Here is a 21,277-nt window from a genome sequence, read left to right on the forward strand (position 1 = left end):
CGCGAGCATCCCGAACTGGTGCAGAAATATCTCGGCACCGTGGTGCCGACCTCGGACAATTACTTTGCGACATTGAATTCGGCTGTCTTCTCCGACGGCTCGTTCGTCTACGTGCCGCCGGGCGTGCGCTGCCCGATGGAGCTGTCGACCTATTTCCGCATCAATGAGCGCAACACCGGCCAGTTCGAGCGCACGCTGATCATCGCCGACAAGGGCTCCTACGTCTCCTATCTCGAAGGCTGCACCGCGCCGCAGCGCGACGAGAACCAGCTGCACGCCGCCGTGGTCGAACTCGTCACGCTCGACGACGCCGAGATCAAGTATTCGACGGTGCAGAACTGGTACCCGGGCAATTCGGAAGGCAAGGGCGGCATCTACAATTTCGTCACCAAGCGTGGCGACTGCCGCGGCAAGAACTCCAAGATCTCCTGGACCCAGGTCGAGACTGGTTCGGCGATCACCTGGAAATATCCGAGCTGCATCCTGCGCGGCGACAATTCGAGCGGCGAGTTCTACTCGATCGCAATCTCGAACGGTTTCCAGCAGGTCGATAGCGGCACCAAGATGATCCATCTCGGCAAGAACACGTCGAGCCGGATCATCTCCAAGGGCATCGCCGCCGGCAAGTCGCAGAACACCTATCGCGGTCTGGTCAGCGCCCATCGCAAGGCCACCGGCGCGCGCAACTACACCGCCTGCGACTCGCTTCTGATCGGCGACAAATGCGGCGCGCACACCGTGCCCTATGTCGAGGCCAAGAATTCCTCGGCGACGTTCGAGCATGAAGCGACGACGTCGAAGATTTCCGAGGACGTGCTGTTCTATTGCGTGCAGAGAGGCTTGAGCGAGCAACAGGCCATTGGCCTCGTCGTCAACGGTTTTGCGAAAGACGTGCTGCAAAAGTTGCCGATGGAATTTGCGGTGGAGGCGCAGAAGTTGATCTCTATCTCGCTCGAAGGATCCGTCGGGTAACTAAACGTTTCCGCGAGCCCTTGCTATTGCGGCTTGCGTTCTGGATGACTCATTTCAGGGACAGGTTAAAATGGCGCTACTCGAAGTCCGAGATTTGCATGTTGGCATCGATGGCTGCGAAATTCTTCGCGGCCTCGATCTTACAGTCAATGCGGGTGAGGTGCATGCGATCATGGGGCCGAACGGCTCCGGAAAGTCCACACTCAGTCACGTGATCTCCGGCAAGCCCGGCTATCAAGTGAGCGCTGGCGAAATCCTATTCAACGGTGAGGACCTGCTCGCGATGGAAGCAAACGAGCGCGCCACCAGGGGCGTATTTCTTGCCTTCCAATACCCGGTGGAAATTCCCGGGGCGACCACCATGAACTTCCTGCGCGCGGCGCTGAACGCCCAGCGCAAGGCGCGAGCGCAAACGGAATTCTCCACCCCCGATTTTATAAAACGCGTTCGCGAGGTTGCTAAGTCGCTCGACATACCGCAAGGCATGCTCAAGCGCGGCCTCAATGTCGGATTTTCCGGCGGCGAGAAGAAACGCAACGAGATATTGCAGATGGCGCTGCTCGAACCGAGCCTGTGCATCCTGGATGAGATAGATTCCGGCCTCGACATTGACGCGCTGCGGATTGTCGCGGGTGGCATCAACGCTCTGCGTTCGCCGGAACGCGCGATGGTTGTAATCACCCATTATCGGCGACTTCTCGACTACATCGTGCCGGACGTTGTCCACGTGATGTCGAAAGGGCAGGTAAGAAAGAGCGGCGGAAAAGAACTCGCGCTGGAGCTTGAGGCTTGCGGCTACGCCCAATTCGAAGACGCGGCGTGACCGCGCACGAGATTTCCCGATGAAGCAGGTTGTGACCAAAGCCGCCGCCGGGCGCGCAACGGACAATGTCTTTGCCGCAGCGCACGGACGGTTGCCTGGCTCCGGGCTCGTCGCTCATATCCGTGCGAGGGCGTTCGAAGCCTACGAGCGTGCCGGCCTCCCGCATCGGCGCATCGAGGCTTGGAAATACACCGATCTGCGCACCCTGATTGGCGCGATCCTGCCACTCGCTCCGCGACCCGATGCGGCTGCGCTGGTGCGCGCAGCGGCGTCGGTTAAGCAAGCAGCAGTCGATCGGGCGGTCAAGCTCGTCTTGGTGGATGGCATATTCGCACCGGATCTTTCCGATGTGGACAGTCTGCAAGACGGGGTCGTTGTGCGGTCGCTCCGGGAGGTCCTGGAAGATACGACCGACAGCGCGATGGCCGGCTTGGTGCTGTCGACGACGACTGATGCGGTGATCTCGCTCAATGCGGCAATGGCGACCGATGGCTTGGTGATTACGATCGCTGAGGGCGAAGCGGTGAGGCGTCCGATTCAGATCGTTCACGTCGCGACCGGATCGTTGGTGTCCAACTTCACGCGCTCCTATCTGCAGCTCGGTCAAGGTGCGGATGCGGCCGTAGTGGAGAGCTTCGTCTCGGCTGAAGGCGCGAACGGCTATCAGACCATCGATGCGACAATCGCCTTGGTTGGTGACGAGGCGAGCCTTTCGCATATCCGACTGGCGGCCGACGCCGCTGACGCGATGAATATCTCATCGGGCATCATCGCGGTCGGCGCAAAAGCGAAGCTCGATCTCTTCAGCATGACCTGCAGCGGCTCCGTCAGTCGTTACCAGGGATTCGTGACGCTGGCTGGCGAGGGATCCAAGCTCTCGGCGAACGCCGTCAATCTCATCAGGCACAAGCAGCATGTCGACACGACAATGGTCGTCGATCACGCTATGCCACATTGCACCAGTCGGAAGAAGTTCCGTGCGGTCATCGACGAATGCGGCCGTTCAGTGTTCCAAGGCCAGATTGTCGTTCGTCCTGGCGCGCAGAAGACGGATGCCACGCTGACGACGCGAGCGCTGCTTCTGTCCGACGAGGCCCGGGCCGACACCAAGCCCGAACTCGAAATCTCGGCCGACGACGTGAGTTGCGGCCATGGATCGACGTCAGGTGCGCTGGACAGTGCTCTCGTATTTTATCTGCGTGCTCGCGGTCTATCCGAGAAGGACGCGCAGGCGTTGCTAATTGGAGCATTCCTGGGCGAGGCCATTGAGGATATCGCCCCCGAGAGCCTGCGCGATTTTGTGACCGCGCAAACTGAACACTGGATGCAGGCGCGGAGATGAGCGTGCATCCCGCGATGAGCAATGGCAGGTACGAGGTCAACTGTCTGCGTGCGGACTTTCCTGCGCTGAGCATGACGGTCTATGGCAAGCCGCTGGTCTATCTCGACAATGCCGCCTCGGCTCAGAAGCCGAGGGCGGTACTTGACCGCATGATGCAGGTCTACTCAAGCGAATATGCCAACGTGCATCGCGGTTTGCACTACCTCGCTAACGCTGCGACCGAGGCGTATGAAGGCGCGCGTGCCAAGCTGGCGCGATTTGTGAACGCCCGTCTAAACGAAGAGATCATCTTCACCCGCAGCGCTACCGAGGCAATCAATCTGGTCGCCCAGACCTTCGGCCGTGAACGCGTCACCCCGGGGGATGAGATCGTTCTCTCGATGATGGAACATCATTCCAACATCGTGCCATGGCATTTTCTCAGGGAGCGCCACGGTGCGGTGATCAAATGGGCACCAGTGGATGATGACGGCAACTTCCTGCTGGATGCCTTTGAGCAGCTCCTGACCCGGCGCACCAAGATAGTTGCGATCACACAAATGTCGAATGCTCTCGGGACCGTCTTGCCGGTAAAGGAGGTGGTGAAGATCGCTCACGCTCGCGGTATCCCGGTGTTGATCGATGGTTCGCAAGGATGCGTCCATCTGAACGCCGACGTCTGCGACATCGATTGCGATTTCTACGTGATGACGGGCCACAAACTCTATGGTCCGACCGGCATCGGCGTGCTTTATGGCAAATCTGAGCATCTGGCATTGATGCCACCCTTCAATGGAGGGGGCGAAATGATCCGTGAGGTCTCCCGTACCGGCGTCATCTATGGTGATCCGCCGCACCGCTTCGAGGCTGGTACGCCGCCGATCGTTGAGGCGGTCGGTCTGGGGGCGGCTGTGGACTACATCAATTCAATAGGCAAGAAGCAGATCTGCGAGCACGAAAGCGCACTGCTTGCTTACGCTCAGCAGCAGCTGGCGGACATCAACTCCGTGCGCTTGATCGGGACACCAGCCGAGAAGGGGCCGATCATCTCCTTTGATATGAAGGGTGCGCATGCGCATGATATTGCCACCGTCATCGACCGCGCAGGTGTGGCGGTGCGGGCAGGGGCCCATTGCGCGATGCCGCTGCTCAAGCGGTTCGGTGTTCTGGCGACATGTCGTGCGTCCTTCGGGCTCTACAACACACGTGAAGAGATCGATACGCTCGTCGGTGCGCTCATCAAGGCGCGGCAGCTGCTCTCGTAAGACGGCGAGCGTGCCGCGTCTAAGTGGCTAGGGCGCTTGCATCGACCCCGGCGGGCGATGACGTCATGCATAAGACCATCATCGTCTTGGCTGAAGGCAAGCATCCGTCGTGCCCGGCAGCATAGTGGTATCGGCAAGCCGGAGCCGCCAGACAGCCGCTTGTCCATGCTAGCGGCCATCCCGCCGAGCGCGATCGCAAAATCTTGCAATCGGCGGCAGCTTCGCGTCTTCGATAACTGCGCGGCGCAATTTCTCGCATAGCCGGCACTTGTTCCATTTCGAACAGGGGCAACGAAGAAGTCTCCGCGCAAGGCGCGATGTCGCGTTCGCAACAACAACCAGCCTCATCGGACGAGCCGCGCTAACTTTATCTATTTGTTCTGGTTTTTGCGCTCCCGATGGACTGGCATGCTCGTTGCAAAAGTCTTGGTCAGCAAGAAGCTCTTCCAACCGCTAACCCTTGAAGGACATCAGCATGAGTCTCGCCACGACCCAGAGCATTGCAGAAATCAGGGCTCGTAACAAACAGCTGATCGACGAGGTGCTGAAGGTCTATCCAGAGAAGACCGCGAAGCGGCGTGCCAAGCATCTCAACGTCCACCAGGCCGGTAAGTCCGATTGCGGAGTCAAGTCCAACATCAAATCCATACCTGGCGTGATGACAATCAGAGGCTGCGCCTATGCAGGATCCAAGGGGGTGGTCTGGGGGCCGATCAAGGACATGGTCCATATCAGCCACGGCCCGGTTGGCTGTGGCCAGTATTCGTGGGGCTCGCGTCGCAACTATTACGTTGGCACGACGGGCGTCGACAGTTTTGTGACCCTGCAATTCACCTCCGATTTCCAGGAGAAGGACATCGTATTCGGTGGCGACAAGAAGCTGGTCAAGGTCCTTGACGAAATCCAGGAGCTTTTCCCGCTCAACCACGGCATGACCATCCAATCGGAATGCCCGATCGGATTGATCGGGGACGACATCGAGGCCGTGTCAAGGTCGAAATCCAAGGAATATGGCGGCAAGACCATCGTGCCTGTCCGCTGTGAGGGCTTTCGCGGCGTGTCGCAGTCGCTTGGCCACCACATCGCCAACGACGCGGTGCGCGATTGGATTTTCGACAAGCTCGACCCCGACGGCAAACCAAAGTTCGAGCCGACGCCCTACGATGTTGCGATCATTGGTGACTACAATATCGGCGGCGACGCTTGGTCATCGCGAATTCTGCTGGAGGAAATGGGCCTGCGGGTGATTGCACAGTGGTCCGGCGACGGTTCACTCGCCGAGCTCGAAGCGACACCGAAGGCAAAGCTCAACATTCTGCATTGCTACCGTTCCATGAACTACATCTCGCGTCATATGGAGGAGAAGTTCGGTATCCCCTGGTGCGAGTACAACTTCTTCGGATCTTCGAAGATCGCAGAATCGCTGCGCAAGATTGCCGGCTATTTCGACGACAAGATCAAGGAGGGCGCCGAGAGGGTGATCGAAAAGTACCAGCCGCTGGTGAACGCCGTGATCGCAAAATATCGCCCGCGTCTGCAGGGCAAGACGGTGATGCTGTACGTCGGCGGGCTTCGTCCGCGTCATGTGATTGGCGCCTACGAGGACCTCGGCATGGAAGTCGTGGGAACCGGATACGAGTTCGGTCATAACGACGACTATCAGCGCACCGCCCAGCATTATGTAAAGGACAGCACGCTCATCTACGACGACGTCAACGGTTATGAGTTCGAGCGCTTCGTCGAAAAGCTCCAGCCTGATCTGGTCGGCTCGGGCATCAAGGAGAAGTACGTTTTCCAAAAGATGGGTGTGCCGTTCCGGCAGATGCATTCCTGGGACTATTCGGGCCCATATCACGGCTATGACGGCTTTGCGATCTTTGCTCGCGACATGGACATGGCTGTCAACTCGCCGATCTGGAAGAAGATGAAGGCACCTTGGAAGGAAGCCTCGAAAGCCAAGCTCTTGGCTGCAGAATAACAAGCACTTGGTTCCACAATAGAGCAACCGATCCCGCTCTCTGCGGAGAGTTGGGCGATATCAATTTCGATAGTGAAGGATCCTAACATGACGCAGAGTGCAGAACATGTGCTCGATCATCTCGAACTGTTCCGCGGTCCAGAATACCAACAAATGCTGGCCGACAAGAAGTTGTTCGAAAATCCCCGCGATCCTGCCGAGGTCGAACGTATCAAGGAATGGACGAAAACGCCCGAATATCGCGAGAAGAATTTCGCGCGGGAGGCGCTTGCGGTAAATCCGGCCAAAGCCTGCCAGCCGCTTGGCGCCGTTTTCGTCTCAGTCGGTTTTGAGGGCACGCTGCCCTTCGTCCATGGCTCGCAAGGCTGCGTGGCCTATTACCGCAGCCATCTGTCGCGACACTTTAAGGAGCCGAGTTCCTGCGTGTCTTCGTCGATGACGGAAGACGCCGCTGTGTTCGGTGGGCTGAACAATATGATCGACGGCCTCGCCAACAGCTACAACATGTACAAACCCAAGATGATTGCGGTCTCGACGACCTGCATGGCTGAGGTAATCGGCGATGACCTCAACGCCTTCATCAAGACGTCGAAGGAAAAGGGCTCGGTTCCGGCAGAGTTCGATGTGCCGTTCGCACATACGCCGGCGTTCGTCGGCAGTCACGTCACGGGCTACGACAATGCACTCAAGGGCATTCTCGAGCATTTTTGGGACGGCAAGGCCGGGACGGCGCCGAAGCTGGAACGTAAGCCAAATGAGGCAATCAACATCATCGGCGGCTTTGATGGCAATACCGTTGGAAACCTTCGCGAGATCAAGCGAATCCTGGCATTGATGGGCATCGAGCATACGGTTCTCGCCGATAACTCTGAAGTCTTCGATACCCCGACCGATGGCGAGTTCCGGATGTATGACGGCGGCACCACGCTGGAAGAAGCCGCGAACGCGATTCACGCCAGGGCGACAATCTCCATGCAGCAATGGTGTACGGAAAAAACGCTGCCGTTCGTGTCCGAGCATGGCCAGGACGTCGTGTCTTTCAATTACCCGGTAGGTGTGTCCGCAACGGATGATTTTCTCGTGGCGTTATCACGCATCAGCGGCAAGGAGATTCCGGAGGAGCTCGCGCGAGAGCGTGGCCGCTTGGTTGATGCCATCGCGGACTCCAGCGCGCATATCCATGGCAAGAAGTTCGCGATCTATGGCGATCCGGATCTCTGCTATGGGTTGGCTGCCTTTCTGCTCGAACTCGGCGCCGAACCGACCCATGTGCTGTCCACCAATGGCAACAAGGCGTGGCAGGAAAAAATGCAGGCGCTGTTTGCAAGCTCGCCATTTGGTCAGGCCTGCCAAGCCTATCCGGGGCGGGACCTCTGGCACATGCGCTCGCTCCTGTTCACGGAGCCGGTTGACTTTCTGATTGGCAATACACACGGCAAGTATCTGGAACGGGACACTGGAACGCCACTGATCCGAATCGGGTTTCCAATTTTTGATCGGCATCACCATCACCGCTCCCCCGTGTGGGGCTATCAGGGCGGCCTGAATGTACTGGTGAAGATCCTCGATAAGATCTTCGATGAAATCGACAAGAAGACCAATGTTCTTGGCAAGACCGACTATAGCTTCGACATCATTCGTTGATGGCGGAGAGTGCGCGTGCCATCGCCGGAACACTCGCCGATGGCACGCGCGCAAGATGGTCGGCAGAGAGTTGCTTTCGTTGAGAGGAAAAAGCTGATGAGTTCGCTAGTGGCCACGGTCCAGGATATCTTCAGCGAGCCGGGCTGCGCCAAGAATGGCAGTAAGTCGGAGGCTGAGCGCAAGAAGGGTTGCACCAAGCAACTGCAGCCGGGCAGCGCTGCGGGCGGGTGTGCCTTCGACGGCGCCAAGATTGCGCTGCAGCCCTTTACCGACGTTGCTCACCTCGTGCATGGTCCGATCGCATGCGAAGGCAATTCTTGGGACAATCGCGGCGCGGCGTCCTCCGGCTCTAGTCTGTGGCGCACGGCATTCACAACCGATATGAGCGAAACCGATATCGTATTTGGGGGCGAGAAGCGGCTCTGCAAAGCGATCAAGGAGATCATCGACAAGCACGACCCGCCCGCAATCTTCGTCTATCAGACCTGCATCCCGGCCATGATCGGCGACGATATCAGCGCGGTCTGCAAGGCGGCGTCTCAAAGGTTCGGCAAGCCGGTGATTCCGATCAATTCCCCGGGGTTCGTTGGTTCCAAGAACCTCGGTAACAAGCTCGCCGGCGAAGCCTTGCTCGACTATGTAATCGGAACGCAGGAACCGGACTACGCCACACCGTACGATGTCAACCTGATCGGAGAATTTAATCTCTCGGGAGAGCTCTGGCAGGTAAAGCCGTTGTTCGAAGAGCTTGGCATCCGGATTCTGTCTTGCATCTCGGGCGATGGCAAATATCGCGAGGTTGCTTCATCCCATCGCGCACGGGCGGCGATGCTGGTGTGCTCGAAGGCCATGGTCAACGTCGCACGCAAGATGGAGGAACGCTATGGGATCCCGTTCTTCGAAGGGTCGTTCTACGGTATTCAGGATTCGAGCGATTCGCTGCGCCAGATTGCCCGCCTATTGGTTGAACGTGGCGCGCCGCAAGAGCTGCTCGGGCGCACCGAAGCGGTGATCGCACGCGAGGAGGCGAGAGCGTGGGCTGCGATCGAGCCGTACAAGCCACGATTCAAAGGCAAGAAGGCTTTATTGATTACCGGCGGTGTCAAGTCATGGTCGGTCGTTGCGGCGCTACAGGAAGCCGGCCTCGAAATGGTCGGAACCAGTGTGAAGAAGTCGACGAGGGAGGACAAGGAACGCATCAAGCTGCTCATGGGGCAAGATGCCCACATGATCGAGGATATGACGCCGCGCGAAATGTACAGAATGCTGAAGGACGCCAAGGCGGACATCATGCTCTCGGGCGGCAAATCGCAGTTCGTTGCACTGAAGGCGGCGATGCCCTGGCTCGATGTCAACCAGGAGCGTTGCCACGCCTTTATGGGCTATGTCGGAATGGTCAAGCTGGTGGAGGAGATCGATAAGTCGCTCTCTAACCCGATGTGGGACCAGCTACGTCGACCGGCGCCATGGGAGGCTTTGGCCAAGGCGATGGTGCATATGCAATCGCCGGTGGCGGCGATCGCGCGCGATCCGGCGCTAGCCGAAGCGGCGCGGCGCGCGAGAAAGATCTGCTCCTGCAACACGGTCGATCTCGGCACGATCGAAGATGCGATCTACGCGCATGGCCTGAAGAGCGTCGAGGCAGTCAGAAATCACACCAATGCCGTCGGTGGCTGCTGCAAGCGACGCATCGAGGACGTCCTGGCGTCCGCGCCGCCCGCCGGGCTGCAGGCCGCAGAATAGGAAGGTGTCATGGCCATCGCGACGTTGCCGACAAAAGCATGCGCGGTTAACCCGTTGAAGATGAGCCAGCCGATCGGCGGCGCATTTGCGTTCATGGGGCTAAGCGGGGCGATGCCGCTTTTGCACGGCTCACAAGGTTGCACCTCCTTTGGGCTCACCCTCTTCGTGCGGCATTTCAAGGAGGCTGTACCGCTGCAGACCACTGCGATGAGCGAGGTCGCGACCGTGCTCGGCGGCTATGACAATCTCGAGCAGGCGATAATCAATATCTACAATCGTACCAAGCCAAAGATCATCGGAATCTGCTCGACCGGTGTCACCGAGACCAATGGAGACGATGTCGATGCCTACCTCAAGCTGATCCGGGGCAAGCATCCGCAGCTTGCGAAATTACCGCTGGTCTATGTTTCGACGCCTGATTTCAAGGGGGCGTTCCAGGACGGCTGGGAGAAAGCCGTGGCGAGCATTGTGGAGTTGCTGGTGGAAGGGCCAAACGTCAATGGCCTGCGCGATCCATCGAGGGTGAATGTTCTTCCAGGATGCCACCTCACGCCGGGTGATCTTGATGAACTCCGTGCCATCCTGGAGGATTTTGGGTTGCGGCCGTCCTTCCTGCCTGATCTGGCGGGGTCGCTCGATGGACATATCCCTGATGACTTTACCCCAACGACCATCGGCGGCATCAGCGTGGACGAAATCGCAAGCATGGGCCGCGCAGGGTGGACTATCGCAATAGGTGGGCAGATGCGGCGAGCAGCAGAGGTCATGCAGGCCAGGACAGGCGTGCCATTTCGACTGTTCGAACGGCTATGCGGTCTCGGCCCGAACGACGAATTCATGACTTTTCTGAGCGAGATCAGCGGTCGCCCCGTGCCATCGAAATATCGGCGCCAGCGCGGCCAGCTCACCGACGCAATGCTAGACGCGCACTTCCATATTGGCGGTCGCAAACTTGCAATCGCAGCCGAGCCAGATCTGCTGTTCGACCTGTCCAGTACGCTGCACGAGATGGGTGCGCAGGTGAGCGCGGCCGTGACGACCACGCAGTCGGCGGTGATCGAGCGGGTAAAGACCGAGGAGGTGCTGATCGGCGATCTTGAGGATCTGGAAGAGCTAGCCAGAACAAAGCATTGCGACCTGCTGATTACGCATTCGCATGGCAGGCAGGCGGCGGCTCGGCTGAAAATCCCGTTCTATCGAGCCGGTTTTCCGATGTTCGATCGGCTTGGTGCAGGGCACCAACTATCCGTCGGTTATCGGGGTACGCGCGATCTGATCTTTGATATCGCCAATCTTGTGATCGCGGACCGCGAGGAGAATCATCAGCCGACGCCCGATAGATGGAGGCCTTCGGCGGCACTGCCGCTAATGTCGGGCCACCGTAGTGCAGCTGAGAGGTCGACTGCATGAAGGTCGCATTCGCCACGCAAGACCTAAGACGCGTCGACGCCCATTTTGGTTGGGCAAAGAATATCGCTATCTACGATGTCGCGCCAAGCGGGCACGTGTTTCTCAAAGCGGTTGAGTTCGAGGGAGATCTCAAGGAAGACGGCAACGACGACAAGCTGGCGCCGAAGATCGAGGCGATCAAGGATTGCGCAATCCTGTACGTTGCCGCCATCGGCGGTGCCGGCGCTGCGCGCGTGGTGGCCAACAACATCCATCCTATCAAGGTGAACAAGCCAGAAAACATCCTAGAGCTGCTCGAAAAGCTCGAGCGCGTATTGAAGGGCACGCCGCCGCCGTGGCTACGCAAGGCCTTGGCGAAGGACCAAAGGCGCACATTCGAGTTCGACGAATGAGGTGAGATGACCGAGGCCGTAGAAATGGCGCAGCAGGGCGAGGCCCCCGATTCCCCGTTCCTCAAGGAGCTGGTCAAGATATGGCGCGCTCAGGATACCAACGGAGCCTGGGAGGCCAAGAGCGATGTCGCGCTGCTTGAATCCTATATCTTGGGCAAGGAGAAGCGACGGGCACTGCCGATTGTCGGAGATCCTGATCCCGACACGCTGTGGCGGCTGGAGCTGTTCTTCAATGCAGTCGCACTCTCGATCGAGAGGGCCACCGGCGTGATGATCCAGCCGATGCTGAAGATGCATCATGAGGGCTTTGGCCGCATCGTGCTGATCGGGGGTCGGCTGATCGCCGTGAACAAGCAGCTGCGCGATGTGCATCGCTTCGGCTTCGATAACCTCGCAAAGCTCGCGCAGGAGGGTGACAAATATGTCAGGGGCGGAATCGACTTGATTCGGAAATTTCCGGATGTGGCAAACTATTGAGGTCATTCATGAGCGATCGTGAACTACTGAAAGCGGAGCTAAAGAAACTTTCGGCCAAAGCGCTCCAAGCCAAAATGGATCTGCACGACCTTTCGGAAGAACTTCCCATCAACTGGACATCGATCATGGTGGTGGCGCAGAAGGCGTATGATGCCTATGCCGCACTCGAACGCAAGAGCCATGACTTGAAAGCGCTGGAAGTTAACTAGAGGAGGCCGATTCATGTCATTTGCAACGCGTGATGGCCGCGACTGGACGCCGGACTACTTGATCTCGATAGATGCCAACAAGTGCATCGGCTGTGGCCGGTGTTTCAAGGTGTGCGGTCGAGATGTCATGACGTTGAGGGGGATCAACGAAAGTGGCGAACTTGTCGACCTCGACAATGACGATGACGATGAAATAGAAAAGAAGATCATGGTTTTGAATGATCAGGGTGCCTGCATCGGCTGCGGCGCCTGCACCAGGGTTTGTCCCGCCAATTGCCAGACCCACGGATCAGCCGCAGCCGAAGCTGCGTGAGCCGAAGGACCGGCCTCTGCCAGCGGAGGCGTGATGCATGTAGCGGGCGAGAGCCATCGCTGATCGCGTACAATCCGGACCGGGCGATTAGGCCGGCCTGCGCTGATAGTCTCGATGGCTTAGACGACCTGACGCGGCCCGATGATGCCGCTGGACCGGACGGCGGGGAGCGCAACAGCGCGTCACGAAATGGTCGACATCGGCAGCACGCGACTAAAAGCACAGAACCGGAAAATGAAAGCGTAAGGCCGGGCCGGCCCTCGATAGACGTGTGCGAGTGTCTGGTCAAACCCACGGTCTGCAAGTGCTCTGATGATCGGCGATGGTGCGTGTGGCGATGGGCGGCCAGTCCTTGAGGGATGGACCATCGTCAATAGACGGAACGCACGCTCACCGAATGCAGTGAGTAGCGCGTGCGGCGAATGCGCGCAGAGCGCCTGGTCGTAGCGTGCGAGGCGGACAGAGGCTTTGCGCAATCGGGGTCAGCTTGCGGTAAGCTAGGCTGTGTATTCTAATCGGCAGAGCTTGCGCGGCACGAGCTCGACAGCGTGCAAATTTGCCGATAGGAGAGCGATCTGATGTATAGCAGAATCGTTGGCTCATCGAGCCCGTCCACAGGCGCCAGCCAAGCTGATGAGGCCGGAGAGGCGGGGGAGAGCTCGCATTTTGCGGAAACGGTTGCAGGCGTCGGTTCAAGTGGGGCGTCGCCGGCGCGATACTCTCTGGAATCCGATCCGCCCATTTCCGAGATCAATCGCTCTGCCTTCAATGCCGGACTGAGGAGATTTCTGGGTTCGGATATCCAGAGCATCGCAAGTGGCCGGGAAGAGTACTCGGATTTCGTATCTAAGAAAGCTGAGCGCGCAGCAACGGTCGCTGGAAGCTATCTCCATACCTACGATGATCCGTCCAAACCAGCGAAATTTTTCAGCTATAAATTGGGTGAGGAAACGGTCGGCCTCTTAAGAATGGGAGGTCCGGTTCGGATCAAAGGAGATGCCTTCCGGAACCAGTTTGGCCGCAACGATCTGACGTCTGTGGTAGACCTTCGGGTGACACATCCCCTGGTCGAGAATGCGGGCGATATTCTGCTGGAACATCAACTGAGAATCGATGCGCGCAACGGCGCTGACCCGTTGATCTTGTCGAAGCCGGCCTTAGGCGGAATGGAACCCCGCCTGGCGGAAATGGGCTTTGTTCACGTGGGGCGAGACCATTGGGTGCTTGATCCTCACCAGCATCCGGAAGTGTGGACCAAGAATGAGAACGACGAGTGGCAGCGAGTAGGCAAGCCTACGAAGTACCTCACCAAGGCAGGGGATGGTGATAGCGCTACCCGAGCGGCTCACCAGTTCGACTCTTCTGACGAAGATGACTGCGCAGAATACTACTTGGAGCGCGCCCTTGCGGGGCTGCACACAGAGTAGAGTAGCCGCAAGTCGCGGTAGCCGGCAGGAAATGGTTGGCGTTTCGTGGATTGCGTGCGCCAGCGAAGGCCCTGGCTTGAGGAGGCGCACGATCCCGGTGTGCGCCTAAGGATGAATTTTGCGGTGACCCGGGTTACCGCCAACAGCGAGCACGCCGACTTTTGGGCGTGTCTCGCTGCCATCTATTAGATCGGACCGCAGCAACGAGGCACGCTGCGTTGTTACATCGATTTTGGTGTATGCCGCCGAGGGGCAACGCCGCCTTATCAAGGCGATCCTGCGACCAGGTAGGCGGTGGACCCACCTAGAGGTGAACATTTGCATCGTCGCCCTCGATTTAGCTGGCGGTCAGTGAGGCGTCCTGCGCAGCATTCAGCAGTTCCTGCATTTTCTCCGGTCTTGGTTGGAATGCATCATTCTCATCAGTCAAGCTGCGCGGGCCCCGCAAACGCGAGCACATCTATGCGCATGCGAAGATCGAGAATGCAAAGAGACGGTGTGCTTCGTCACATACCGTAGACAGCCGCACCATTCCGCAGTGCGATGCGACTCATCTGGCTTTGGCGAAAGTGCAACCGTCGAAAGGCGGAGAGACTCAATGCTTGCGCGGGATTCGTCTCATCATACATCAACGCGAGCGAGTTGTTGTACAGGCAAGCTTGTGCGTGTTGATTGCTACAATGCGGAGCCGATCTGGCGCGCTCCTACGGTTCTTGCATGATTGACGCACGGCGATACGAAGCGTGTCGCGTAATCGACGAGCAATGAATGCAGTCAGCCGCCATTTACGCGATTTGCAGTCTTAGCGACATTCCAAGCCGCCGGGCCATGGGATTTCGTCCTAGATCGTCGATCACGATGGCAATCACCGGCCGTGGTCTATCGTTGTGGTGCGCTGGGGCAAGACGGTGCTCGGTTATCTCAATAGATGCCCGCACAACGGCGTTAATTTGGACTGGGAGCCGAACGAGTTCGTCGATCCGTACGGCGCCCGGATGATGTGCGGTAAACACGGATCGACCTTCGAACTTGGCACTGGCCGGTGCGTCGAAGGTCCGTGCAAGGCAGAGCGCTCACGCCGATCGCCTTGACAGTTCGGGATGGTGATATCTGTGTCGCCGGCGTGCGTCTTGTTGAAGACGATGCGCTCTTTGATGAACGACGCCTGCGCTCAGACCGGCCGATTTTCGTTGCGATTCTTCACGGGTTCCATCCTCTTTAGCCCATCTTCATACGAGATCTCGTCATAGGACAGCTCCAGATTCTTTGCCGCATCGAGCAGGTAATCCAGCTTGCCACCTGGATCGAGCTTCTTGATGTCGTCCTTGTTGATCCCGACCAGGTCCATCATCTCCTTCCAAACTGTGGACTCGTCGCACGGCAGGACGTGGAAAGTGGCGTCGCCAAGCCTGACTCGGTATTTCGCAAGTAAATCTATGTTGTTGCAGAACATGAAGTAGCTGCCGTCGGGACTTAACGCGCCGTCCAGCACGCCTGCAACGTCGGCAAGATACGCGAACGAATGCAGATAGCCGGCCAGCACCGGAATGGTTCGATCGCCGTCCTGCGCGATCGTTAAGACTTGTTCGATCGAATAGTCCGGTGGCCGCTTTTCGTCCGCGACCTGGGTTTGGAATTTCAATGCGACGTCGCCGCGAAAGCCGAACCGGCCAGGTTTAATGGTCCCGCCTTTGAATACGGCATTGAGCAGCCGTCCCTCCTTCTCAAGTCTGCCGAGTGCGGTGTTCTCGATTGCGGTCATTAAAGTTGTCCTCGATCTAAGCGTTTCACCGACGCTCTGGCCGGTGCGAGATGCAATGCAAATTGCTTGCCGCCCCTGCGCAGCGGTCTGCGGCGTAGCTCGGAAGGAAACCGTAAATCGGCTCCGACTGGCTCAAGCAGCTTTGTCGGGAATTCGACACGAGTTCCAAAGCAAACAGGCACGATCCGAAAAGGCTAGCATCATCAACCCCCTGAACGCTGGCACATGACTTGCCATAAGCGGACAGTCCTAAGCAGATGAAGGATTAGCCATGATCAACCTGACGGACAGCGCGGTGAACGCGGTCAAGAGTGCGATTTCATCATCGACCCAGCCAGCAAGCGGCCTGCGTATTATGGTCGAAGCAGGCGGCTGCAACGGGTTCAAATACACGATGGGACTGGCCGAGGAACCGAAGCCCGACGACAAAGTGATCGAGTGCGGTGACCTGAAGGTGTTTGTCGACAACAGGAGCCATCAACATCTGGTCGGAACAACCATCGACTTCGTGATGGCGCTGGAGAGCCCAGGCTTTACCTTTCACAACCCGAACGCCACCTCGAGCTGCTCCTGCGGAAAATCGTTCACCTGATATGGAAGAGACATCAAGCATGCTGGCCGAATCAGAGCAACTCAGGCGATTGCAGGCCGTCGCGCAAGGCCGAGAGCTGCGCATTCGCGCCGTGCTCGAGGAGATCCGACCCATTCTGCAACGCGGCGGCAGCAGTCGACTGATCGGGATCGGTGGCAGCAGGATCATGGTCAGCCTTGGTGCCCGCGCATTGTGCGAGCTTTCGAGCGGGGTGCTGGAAGGCATTCAGGCGTGGCTTGTCGAGAGGCTCGGCGGATTCGTCCGCTTCGTCCCGGCTGCTGCCGCAGCCAAGGCATGAGATTGAGGGGGGCAGGTGCCGATTTATCTCGATAACAACGCCACGACGCGGACCGATCCGTCCGTCGTGCAAGCAATGTTGCCTTACTTCACCGAGCGATTCGGCAATGCCTCATCCGGCCACGCCTTTGGCGGCGAGGCCGCAATCGCGCTGAAGCAGGCGCGCCGTAGCTTGCAGGATCTGTTGGGGAATGCGCACGATCATGAGATCGTTTTTACCTCCGGTGGGACCGAAGCAAATAATGCCGCCATCCTCTCGGCGCTTGCGAGCCAGGAAGGCCGTGACGAGATCGTCACCACCTCGGTTGAGCACTCCGCCATCCTTTCGCTGATCGAGCAATTGGCGCCGAAAGGCGTCAAGATACATATTGTGCCGGTAGATTCCCGCGGCCGGCTCGACATCCAGGCGTTTCGCTGCGCGCTCGGGCCCCGCACGGCGATCGTCTCGACGATGTGGGCCAATAACGAGACCGGTACGATTTTTCCTGTGGAGTTTCTGGCCGGCCTGACCCGTGAGGCAGGCGCGCTGTTTCACACAGATGCGGTCCAGGCCGTCGGTAAGGTACGCGTCGACCTGAAGGACAGTGCGATCGATATGCTGTCGCTTTCAGCGCACAAGCTGCATGGCCCAAAAGGGATTGGCGCGCTCTATCTGCGCAAAGGGACAAAATTCCGGCCGCTGATCTGGGGTGGATCACAGGAACGTCGGCGCCGCGGCGGTACTGAGAATATCCCCGGCATCGTTGGTCTTGGAAAAGCTGCGGAGCTGGCGGTGGAGCGGCTCGAGCCGGAGCGTGTTCGCATTGCAGCGTTGCGCGACCGCCTGGAGCAGGGGATTTTGCACAATGGCGAGTGCGCGGTGCTCGGCGATGCTGGCAACCGGCTATCGAACACGGCCAATATCGTGTTCGATGATCTTGAAGGCGAAGCAATCGTCCATCATCTCAATCGTGCGGGTATTGCCGTGTCGCTGGGGGCAGCCTGCAGGTCCGGCTCAATGGAGCCATCGCATGTTCTACGCGCCATGCAGGTGCCGGCGCGGAGCATACGCGGCGCGGTGCGCTTTTCTCTGTCGCGTGAAACCTCTGTTGAGGAGGTCGATGAGGTCGTGTGCGTACTATCGGACATCGTGGCTCGCCTGCGCGCCAATTTGCGGGGATCGGCCAGTCTGGCCAGCTATGCGCGGCAGTCGACGGAGTCGAGCTCGTGAAGATCATGATCCGCCGCGCTCCGGACGCGGGCCTATCGATCTATGTGCCGAAAAAGGATCTTGAAGAGCCGATCGTGGAATCCGAGCACGAGACGCTATGGGGCGGCTGGATAAAAATAGCCAATGGCTGGGTGCTCGATTTGCCGCAGATGGCGAGCGATACGCGCTTGCCGGTAACAATCAATGCCAAGAAACGAGGCGAAAACGGTGACGACCCGTGAATGCGCCCGTGCAGATCGATTTTGTCAACGCGACCGATGCTAAGGCCATTCTCGCGGACGTCGCTGCCGGGCTGAGGGCCGCTAGCATTGTTCCCTATATCGGTCCTGGCCTTGCCGAACTGTCCAGACCCGATGTGCCGACGACACCCGAGGCGTTATCTGCTTTCTTCGCCAGCAAGGTTGCACTGCCGCGGCGGGCCAAGGGCAATGCATGGGCCGCGGCGCAGCACATCGAAATCAGCAAACATCGCTCCACCGTGACGGCATTGATGGCGCAGGCCTTCGCTCGGCCGGTTGAGCCGACGGCCTTGCACGATCATCTTGCGTCTCTGTCGCTGCCCATCATAGTCGACACATGGTATGATAGCGCGATGCGCGGGGCGTTGGAAAAGTGCGAGGGATGGGGCGAAGTTCAGGGTATCACCCGCGCCAGCATTGGCGAGAATCGTTGGTATCGTTTTTACGACCCGGTTGGCCGCCAGGTCGACGGTGTCGTGGCGGACGGCTGGGCGACGGTGCTGTACAAGCCGCATGGCGGTGTGCAGCCGGCAAAGAACTTCCTGATCTCCGACGCTGACTATGTCGAGGTGCTGACCGAAATCGATATCCAGACACCGATTCCGGACATCATCAAGGAAAGGCGGATCGGACAGAGCTTTCTCTTCATCGGCTGTCGGTTCAACGACCAGCTGTTGCGTAGCTACGCCCGGCAAATCATCAAGCGTTCAGCCGGAAACCACTATGCGATCGTTGATCTAGATGCCCTCTCACGCAATGAGTTTCGCTTTCTGCGCGAGCAGGGCCTGACGCCGCTTGCGATTGGATTGCCTCGCGCAGTCGAGATACTACTCACCCATTAGCACGTTGCAAAGCCGCATCGCCAGCTTGCATCGGCCTATTGTGAGATGCCGCATCGCATCAGGGCCGACGCGCATGCTTGGAGTTTGAATGAATGCACCGCCGTGGAGCTCGGCGGCAGAAATACGACGTAATTGTTGCCTTTCAAACACGCGCATCGTTGCTGTTCTTGCATCCGTTAGCGTTGATGTTCTAGCTAACCGTTTGGCGCATGCTGCAATTGCGTCGACCTACCATGGCATGTGAGTTGCTACTGCTCTTGCTGAGGCTCTCTCGGGGCTGGTCCTGGGAAGTCGATGATTGCCTGCAGGGAGACATGGGAGATGAACGCGGTCGTCGGGCGCGGAAAATGTGCCAAAGCTGCGGTAGGTGCCAGCAAGATTGTGCAGCCGGCCGCTGAGCATAAGGGCTGCCGCACCTCGTCCAACTCCGGGCAGGCGAGTTGCGGCTCGCGGGCGGGGCGAGACGATCTGCCGACCGAGATCTGGGAAAAAGTGAAGAACCATCCCTGCTACAGCGAAGAGGCGCATCATCATTACGCCCGCATGCACGTCGCAGTAGCGCCAGCCTGCAACATCCAGTGCAACTACTGCAACCGCAAATACGACTGCGCCAACGAATCACGTCCGGGCGTGGTGAGCGAGAAGCTCACGCCGGAGCAGGCGGTGAAGAGAGCGCTTGCGGTCGCGGCCACTATCCCCCAGATGACCGTGCTTGGCATCGCCGGTCCCGGCGATCCGCTGGCCAATCCTGAAAAGACGTTCAAGACGTTCGAACTTGTCGCCAAAGCGGTTCCGGACATCAAGCTGTGTCTATCAACCAATGGGCTGAGCCTGCCAGATTATGTTGACGTCATCGCCAAGTCCAAGATTGCCCATGTCACGATCACCATCAACATGATCGATCCCGAAATCGGCGCCAAGATCTATCCCTGGGTCTTCTTCAACCACAGGCGCTATACCGGCCTCGACGCGGCAAGGGTACTTGCCGATCGTCAGCTGCTAGGCCTGGAGATGCTTAGCGAACGGGGGATACTGTGTAAGGTCAACTCTGTGATGATCCCGCATATCAACGACGATCACTTGGTCGAAGTAAACAAGGCGGTGAAGTCGCGCGGCGCCTTCCTCCACAATATCATGCCGCTGATCTCTGCACCCGAATACGGCACAGTGTTCGGCCTCAATGGTCAGCGCGGGCCGACAGCGCAGGAATTGAAGGCGCTGCAAGATGCTTGCGAAGGGGAGATAAACATGATGCGTCACTGCCGTCAGTGCCGTGCCGATGCCGTGGGTCTACTCGGAGAAGATCGCAGCGCAGAGTTTACGACCGACCAAGTCATGAAGATGGACGTCAAATACGACCTCAAGATGCGCAAGGCTTACCAGGACCGGGTAGAGGATGAGCGTGCAGCCAAGGCTGCGGCCAGCAAAGAGGAGCTCGGTGAATTGGCCGGAGAGGTGAGCGAGATCACGCTTCTGGTGGCAGTCGCAACCAAAGGCGCCGGGCTGATCAACGAGCACTTTGGACATGCGAGGGAATTCCAAGTCTACGAACTTTCCACATCCGGCGCAAAATTCGTCGGCCACCGCCGCGTGGACGTCTACTGCCAAGGTGGTGATGGGGATGAGGATAGGCTTTCGACCATCGTTCGCGGCATCAATGACTGCCATGCGGTGTTCGTGGCCAAAATCGGCGGCAGTCCGAAAAGCAATCTGATCAAGGCCGGAATCGAGCCGGTTGATCAATACGCGCATGAGTTGTTCGAGAAGTCGGCGATCTCCTGGTTCCGGTCCTATCTCGGCCGGGTGAAAAGCGGTGAGATCCAGCACGCGAAGCGCGGCGACGCGTCGATTCGGCAGGGAGCCGTGATCTCTGCGGCGTAGGAGGGGATGTGCCATTCAAGATCATTGCTTCGCGGTGTACGAGCTGCTCAGCCTGTGAACCCTTGTGCCCGAACGTTGCAATTTCTGAGAAGGCGGGGAGCTTCATCATTGAGCCGGCAAAATGTACCGAATGCATTGGCTATTTCGACGAGCCACAATGTGTCGCCGCCTGTCCGGTCGACAATACCTGCGTCGTTGACACATCCTTGGCGCGCTACCAGGCGCCAGCCTAAAGGGTGAGCCCCGTGAACGGATTGCCGCCGCTTGATGATGCGAACCGTGCTCAGGAATGCGCCCACGCGCCTGCGACTGCGAAGCGAGCCCCATCGCAGCCTCGCCGTCTGGGCCCGGATCTTCGCTTGTGGCGAGGGAACGACGCCGATGCTGGCCGGCCAGGACAATGAAGTTGATCGCGCCGTTGCGCGCCGCAGTTTATCGACCGATTGTTGAGCGATGCGGAGGTCGAGTGCCGCCACATTT

At 58.6% G+C, this 21,277-nt stretch carries 21 protein-coding genes and 1 pseudogene; 21 read left to right on the forward strand and 1 reads right to left on the reverse strand.

Translation table 11 applies throughout. The features are described 5' to 3' along the window. The 14 genes and pseudogenes from sufB to E2I15_RS33960 all read left to right on the forward strand — a co-directional run. Nucleotides 1-972, forward strand: a 972-nt coding sequence (gene sufB / locus E2I15_RS33895; protein WP_155262722.1) for a Fe-S cluster assembly protein SufB, incomplete at its 5' end; no start/stop codon positions are given. Between the two features lie 70 nt (nucleotides 973-1,042). After that, nucleotides 1,043-1,795, forward strand: coding sequence for a Fe-S cluster assembly ATPase SufC (gene sufC, locus E2I15_RS33900; RefSeq protein ID WP_137479536.1), 753 nt, complete (start codon nucleotides 1,043-1,045; stop codon nucleotides 1,793-1,795). 19 nt (nucleotides 1,796-1,814) lie between these two features. Then, nucleotides 1,815-3,137, forward strand: a complete 1,323-nt coding sequence (sufD, locus tag E2I15_RS33905) for a Fe-S cluster assembly protein SufD (protein ID WP_137479535.1) — start codon at nucleotides 1,815-1,817, stop codon at nucleotides 3,135-3,137. After that, the gene (locus E2I15_RS33910; protein ID WP_137479534.1) at nucleotides 3,134-4,381 is read left to right on the forward strand and encodes a cysteine desulfurase; all 1,248 of its coding nucleotides are present in this window, start codon (nucleotides 3,134-3,136) and stop codon (nucleotides 4,379-4,381) included. The genes sufD and E2I15_RS33910 overlap by 4 nt, the downstream gene beginning before the upstream one ends. A 475-nt stretch (nucleotides 4,382-4,856) precedes the next feature. Further along, entirely contained in the window at nucleotides 4,857-6,359 is a 1,503-nt protein-coding gene (gene nifD / locus E2I15_RS33915) for a nitrogenase molybdenum-iron protein alpha chain (protein WP_137479533.1), read from the forward strand. Nucleotides 6,360-6,446: 87 nt separating this feature from the next. Further along, entirely contained in the window at nucleotides 6,447-8,003 is a 1,557-nt protein-coding gene (gene nifK / locus E2I15_RS33920) for a nitrogenase molybdenum-iron protein subunit beta (protein ID WP_137479532.1), read from the forward strand. Between the two features lie 96 nt (nucleotides 8,004-8,099). Then, nucleotides 8,100-9,746 carry a nitrogenase iron-molybdenum cofactor biosynthesis protein NifE gene (gene nifE, locus E2I15_RS33925; protein WP_137479531.1) on the forward strand — a complete coding sequence of 549 codons (1,647 nt, stop codon included), beginning with the start codon at nucleotides 8,100-8,102 and terminating at the stop codon, nucleotides 9,744-9,746. Nucleotides 9,747-9,755: 9 nt separating this feature from the next. Next, complete coding sequence (gene nifN, locus E2I15_RS33930; protein WP_137479530.1) at nucleotides 9,756-11,156, forward strand: nitrogenase iron-molybdenum cofactor biosynthesis protein NifN; 1,401 nt, start codon at nucleotides 9,756-9,758, stop codon at nucleotides 11,154-11,156. Next, entirely contained in the window at nucleotides 11,153-11,548 is a 396-nt protein-coding gene (nifX, locus tag E2I15_RS33935; RefSeq protein ID WP_137479529.1) for a nitrogen fixation protein NifX, read from the forward strand. Before nifN ends, nifX begins: the two co-directional genes overlap by 4 nt. 6 nt (nucleotides 11,549-11,554) lie before the next feature. Further along, on the forward strand, nucleotides 11,555-12,025 hold the full coding sequence (locus E2I15_RS33940) for a NifX-associated nitrogen fixation protein (protein ID WP_137479528.1): 471 nt from the start codon (nucleotides 11,555-11,557) through the stop codon (nucleotides 12,023-12,025). Nucleotides 12,026-12,033: 8 nt separating this feature from the next. Beyond that, a complete protein-coding gene (locus E2I15_RS33945) occupies nucleotides 12,034-12,234 on the forward strand; it encodes a CCE_0567 family metalloprotein (protein WP_137479527.1) in 201 nt (66 codons plus the stop codon). A gap of 13 nt (nucleotides 12,235-12,247) precedes the next feature. Then, nucleotides 12,248-12,547 carry a ferredoxin III, nif-specific gene (fdxB, locus tag E2I15_RS33950; RefSeq protein WP_137479526.1) on the forward strand — a complete coding sequence of 100 codons (300 nt, stop codon included), beginning with the start codon at nucleotides 12,248-12,250 and terminating at the stop codon, nucleotides 12,545-12,547. 578 nt (nucleotides 12,548-13,125) lie between these two features. After that, complete coding sequence (locus E2I15_RS33955; RefSeq protein ID WP_246668139.1) at nucleotides 13,126-13,974, forward strand: host specificity protein; 849 nt, start codon at nucleotides 13,126-13,128, stop codon at nucleotides 13,972-13,974. A 768-nt stretch (nucleotides 13,975-14,742) separates the two neighbouring features. Beyond that, a pseudogene (locus tag E2I15_RS33960) lies at nucleotides 14,743-15,196 on the forward strand (Rieske (2Fe-2S) protein). Here the strand turns inward: E2I15_RS33960 and E2I15_RS33965 are convergent. Further along, nucleotides 15,146-15,736, reverse strand: coding sequence for a hypothetical protein (locus E2I15_RS33965; RefSeq protein WP_137479525.1), 591 nt, complete (start codon nucleotides 15,734-15,736; stop codon nucleotides 15,146-15,148). The pseudogene E2I15_RS33960 and the gene E2I15_RS33965 sit on opposite strands and share 51 nt — an antisense overlap. A gap of 271 nt (nucleotides 15,737-16,007) precedes the next feature. On the opposite strand from E2I15_RS33965, the gene E2I15_RS33970 reads away from it, so the two are divergent. From E2I15_RS33970 to E2I15_RS34000, 7 genes are all read left to right on the forward strand, one after another. After that, nucleotides 16,008-16,328, forward strand: coding sequence for a HesB/IscA family protein (locus E2I15_RS33970; RefSeq protein ID WP_137479524.1), 321 nt, complete (start codon nucleotides 16,008-16,010; stop codon nucleotides 16,326-16,328). Between the two features lie 19 nt (nucleotides 16,329-16,347). Then, a complete protein-coding gene (locus tag E2I15_RS33975) occupies nucleotides 16,348-16,626 on the forward strand; it encodes a NifU family protein (RefSeq protein WP_137479523.1) in 279 nt (92 codons plus the stop codon). Between the two features lie 15 nt (nucleotides 16,627-16,641). Next, a complete protein-coding gene (gene nifS, locus E2I15_RS33980) occupies nucleotides 16,642-17,835 on the forward strand; it encodes a cysteine desulfurase NifS (protein WP_137479522.1) in 1,194 nt (397 codons plus the stop codon). Next, nucleotides 17,832-18,056 carry a putative nitrogen fixation protein NifT gene (gene nifT, locus E2I15_RS33985; protein WP_137479521.1) on the forward strand — a complete coding sequence of 75 codons (225 nt, stop codon included), beginning with the start codon at nucleotides 17,832-17,834 and terminating at the stop codon, nucleotides 18,054-18,056. Before nifS ends, nifT begins: the two co-directional genes overlap by 4 nt. Then, entirely contained in the window at nucleotides 18,053-18,916 is an 864-nt protein-coding gene (locus E2I15_RS33990) for an SIR2 family NAD-dependent protein deacylase (protein ID WP_137479520.1), read from the forward strand. The genes nifT and E2I15_RS33990 overlap by 4 nt, the downstream gene beginning before the upstream one ends. Before the next feature lie 321 nt (nucleotides 18,917-19,237). Continuing rightward, nucleotides 19,238-20,797 carry a nitrogenase cofactor biosynthesis protein NifB gene (nifB, locus tag E2I15_RS33995; protein WP_137479519.1) on the forward strand — a complete coding sequence of 520 codons (1,560 nt, stop codon included), beginning with the start codon at nucleotides 19,238-19,240 and terminating at the stop codon, nucleotides 20,795-20,797. Nucleotides 20,798-20,805: 8 nt separating this feature from the next. Continuing rightward, nucleotides 20,806-21,030 carry a 4Fe-4S binding protein gene (locus tag E2I15_RS34000; protein WP_137479518.1) on the forward strand — a complete coding sequence of 75 codons (225 nt, stop codon included), beginning with the start codon at nucleotides 20,806-20,808 and terminating at the stop codon, nucleotides 21,028-21,030. The last annotated feature ends 247 nt before the right edge of the window (nucleotides 21,031-21,277 follow it).

The organism is Bradyrhizobium sp. BR2003, from assembly GCF_009720285.1.
GTDB lineage: Bacteria > Pseudomonadota > Alphaproteobacteria > Rhizobiales > Xanthobacteraceae > Bradyrhizobium > Bradyrhizobium elkanii.

Excerpts from the sequence above, each read along its gene's own strand:
- sufC (WP_137479536.1), top strand. The coding sequence starts at position 1,043 with ATGGCGCTACTCGAAGTCCGAGATTTGCATGTTGGCATCGATGGCTGC.
- sufD (WP_137479535.1), top strand. The coding sequence starts at position 1,815 with ATGAAGCAGGTTGTGACCAAAGCCGCCGCCGGGCGCGCAACGGACAAT.
- E2I15_RS33910 (WP_137479534.1), top strand. The coding sequence starts at position 3,134 with ATGAGCGTGCATCCCGCGATGAGCAATGGCAGGTACGAGGTCAACTGT.
- nifD (WP_137479533.1), top strand. The coding sequence starts at position 4,857 with ATGAGTCTCGCCACGACCCAGAGCATTGCAGAAATCAGGGCTCGTAAC.
- nifK (WP_137479532.1), top strand. The coding sequence starts at position 6,447 with ATGACGCAGAGTGCAGAACATGTGCTCGATCATCTCGAACTGTTCCGC.
- nifE (WP_137479531.1), top strand. The coding sequence starts at position 8,100 with ATGAGTTCGCTAGTGGCCACGGTCCAGGATATCTTCAGCGAGCCGGGC.
- nifN (WP_137479530.1), top strand. The coding sequence starts at position 9,756 with ATGGCCATCGCGACGTTGCCGACAAAAGCATGCGCGGTTAACCCGTTG.
- nifX (WP_137479529.1), top strand. The coding sequence starts at position 11,153 with ATGAAGGTCGCATTCGCCACGCAAGACCTAAGACGCGTCGACGCCCAT.
- E2I15_RS33940 (WP_137479528.1), top strand. The coding sequence starts at position 11,555 with ATGACCGAGGCCGTAGAAATGGCGCAGCAGGGCGAGGCCCCCGATTCC.
- E2I15_RS33945 (WP_137479527.1), top strand. The coding sequence starts at position 12,034 with ATGAGCGATCGTGAACTACTGAAAGCGGAGCTAAAGAAACTTTCGGCC.
- fdxB (WP_137479526.1), top strand. The coding sequence starts at position 12,248 with ATGTCATTTGCAACGCGTGATGGCCGCGACTGGACGCCGGACTACTTG.
- E2I15_RS33955 (WP_246668139.1), top strand. The coding sequence starts at position 13,126 with ATGTATAGCAGAATCGTTGGCTCATCGAGCCCGTCCACAGGCGCCAGC.
- E2I15_RS33965 (WP_137479525.1), bottom strand. The coding sequence starts at position 15,736 with ATGACCGCAATCGAGAACACCGCACTCGGCAGACTTGAGAAGGAGGGA.
- E2I15_RS33970 (WP_137479524.1), top strand. The coding sequence starts at position 16,008 with ATGATCAACCTGACGGACAGCGCGGTGAACGCGGTCAAGAGTGCGATT.
- E2I15_RS33975 (WP_137479523.1), top strand. The coding sequence starts at position 16,348 with ATGCTGGCCGAATCAGAGCAACTCAGGCGATTGCAGGCCGTCGCGCAA.
- nifB (WP_137479519.1), top strand. The coding sequence starts at position 19,238 with ATGAACGCGGTCGTCGGGCGCGGAAAATGTGCCAAAGCTGCGGTAGGT.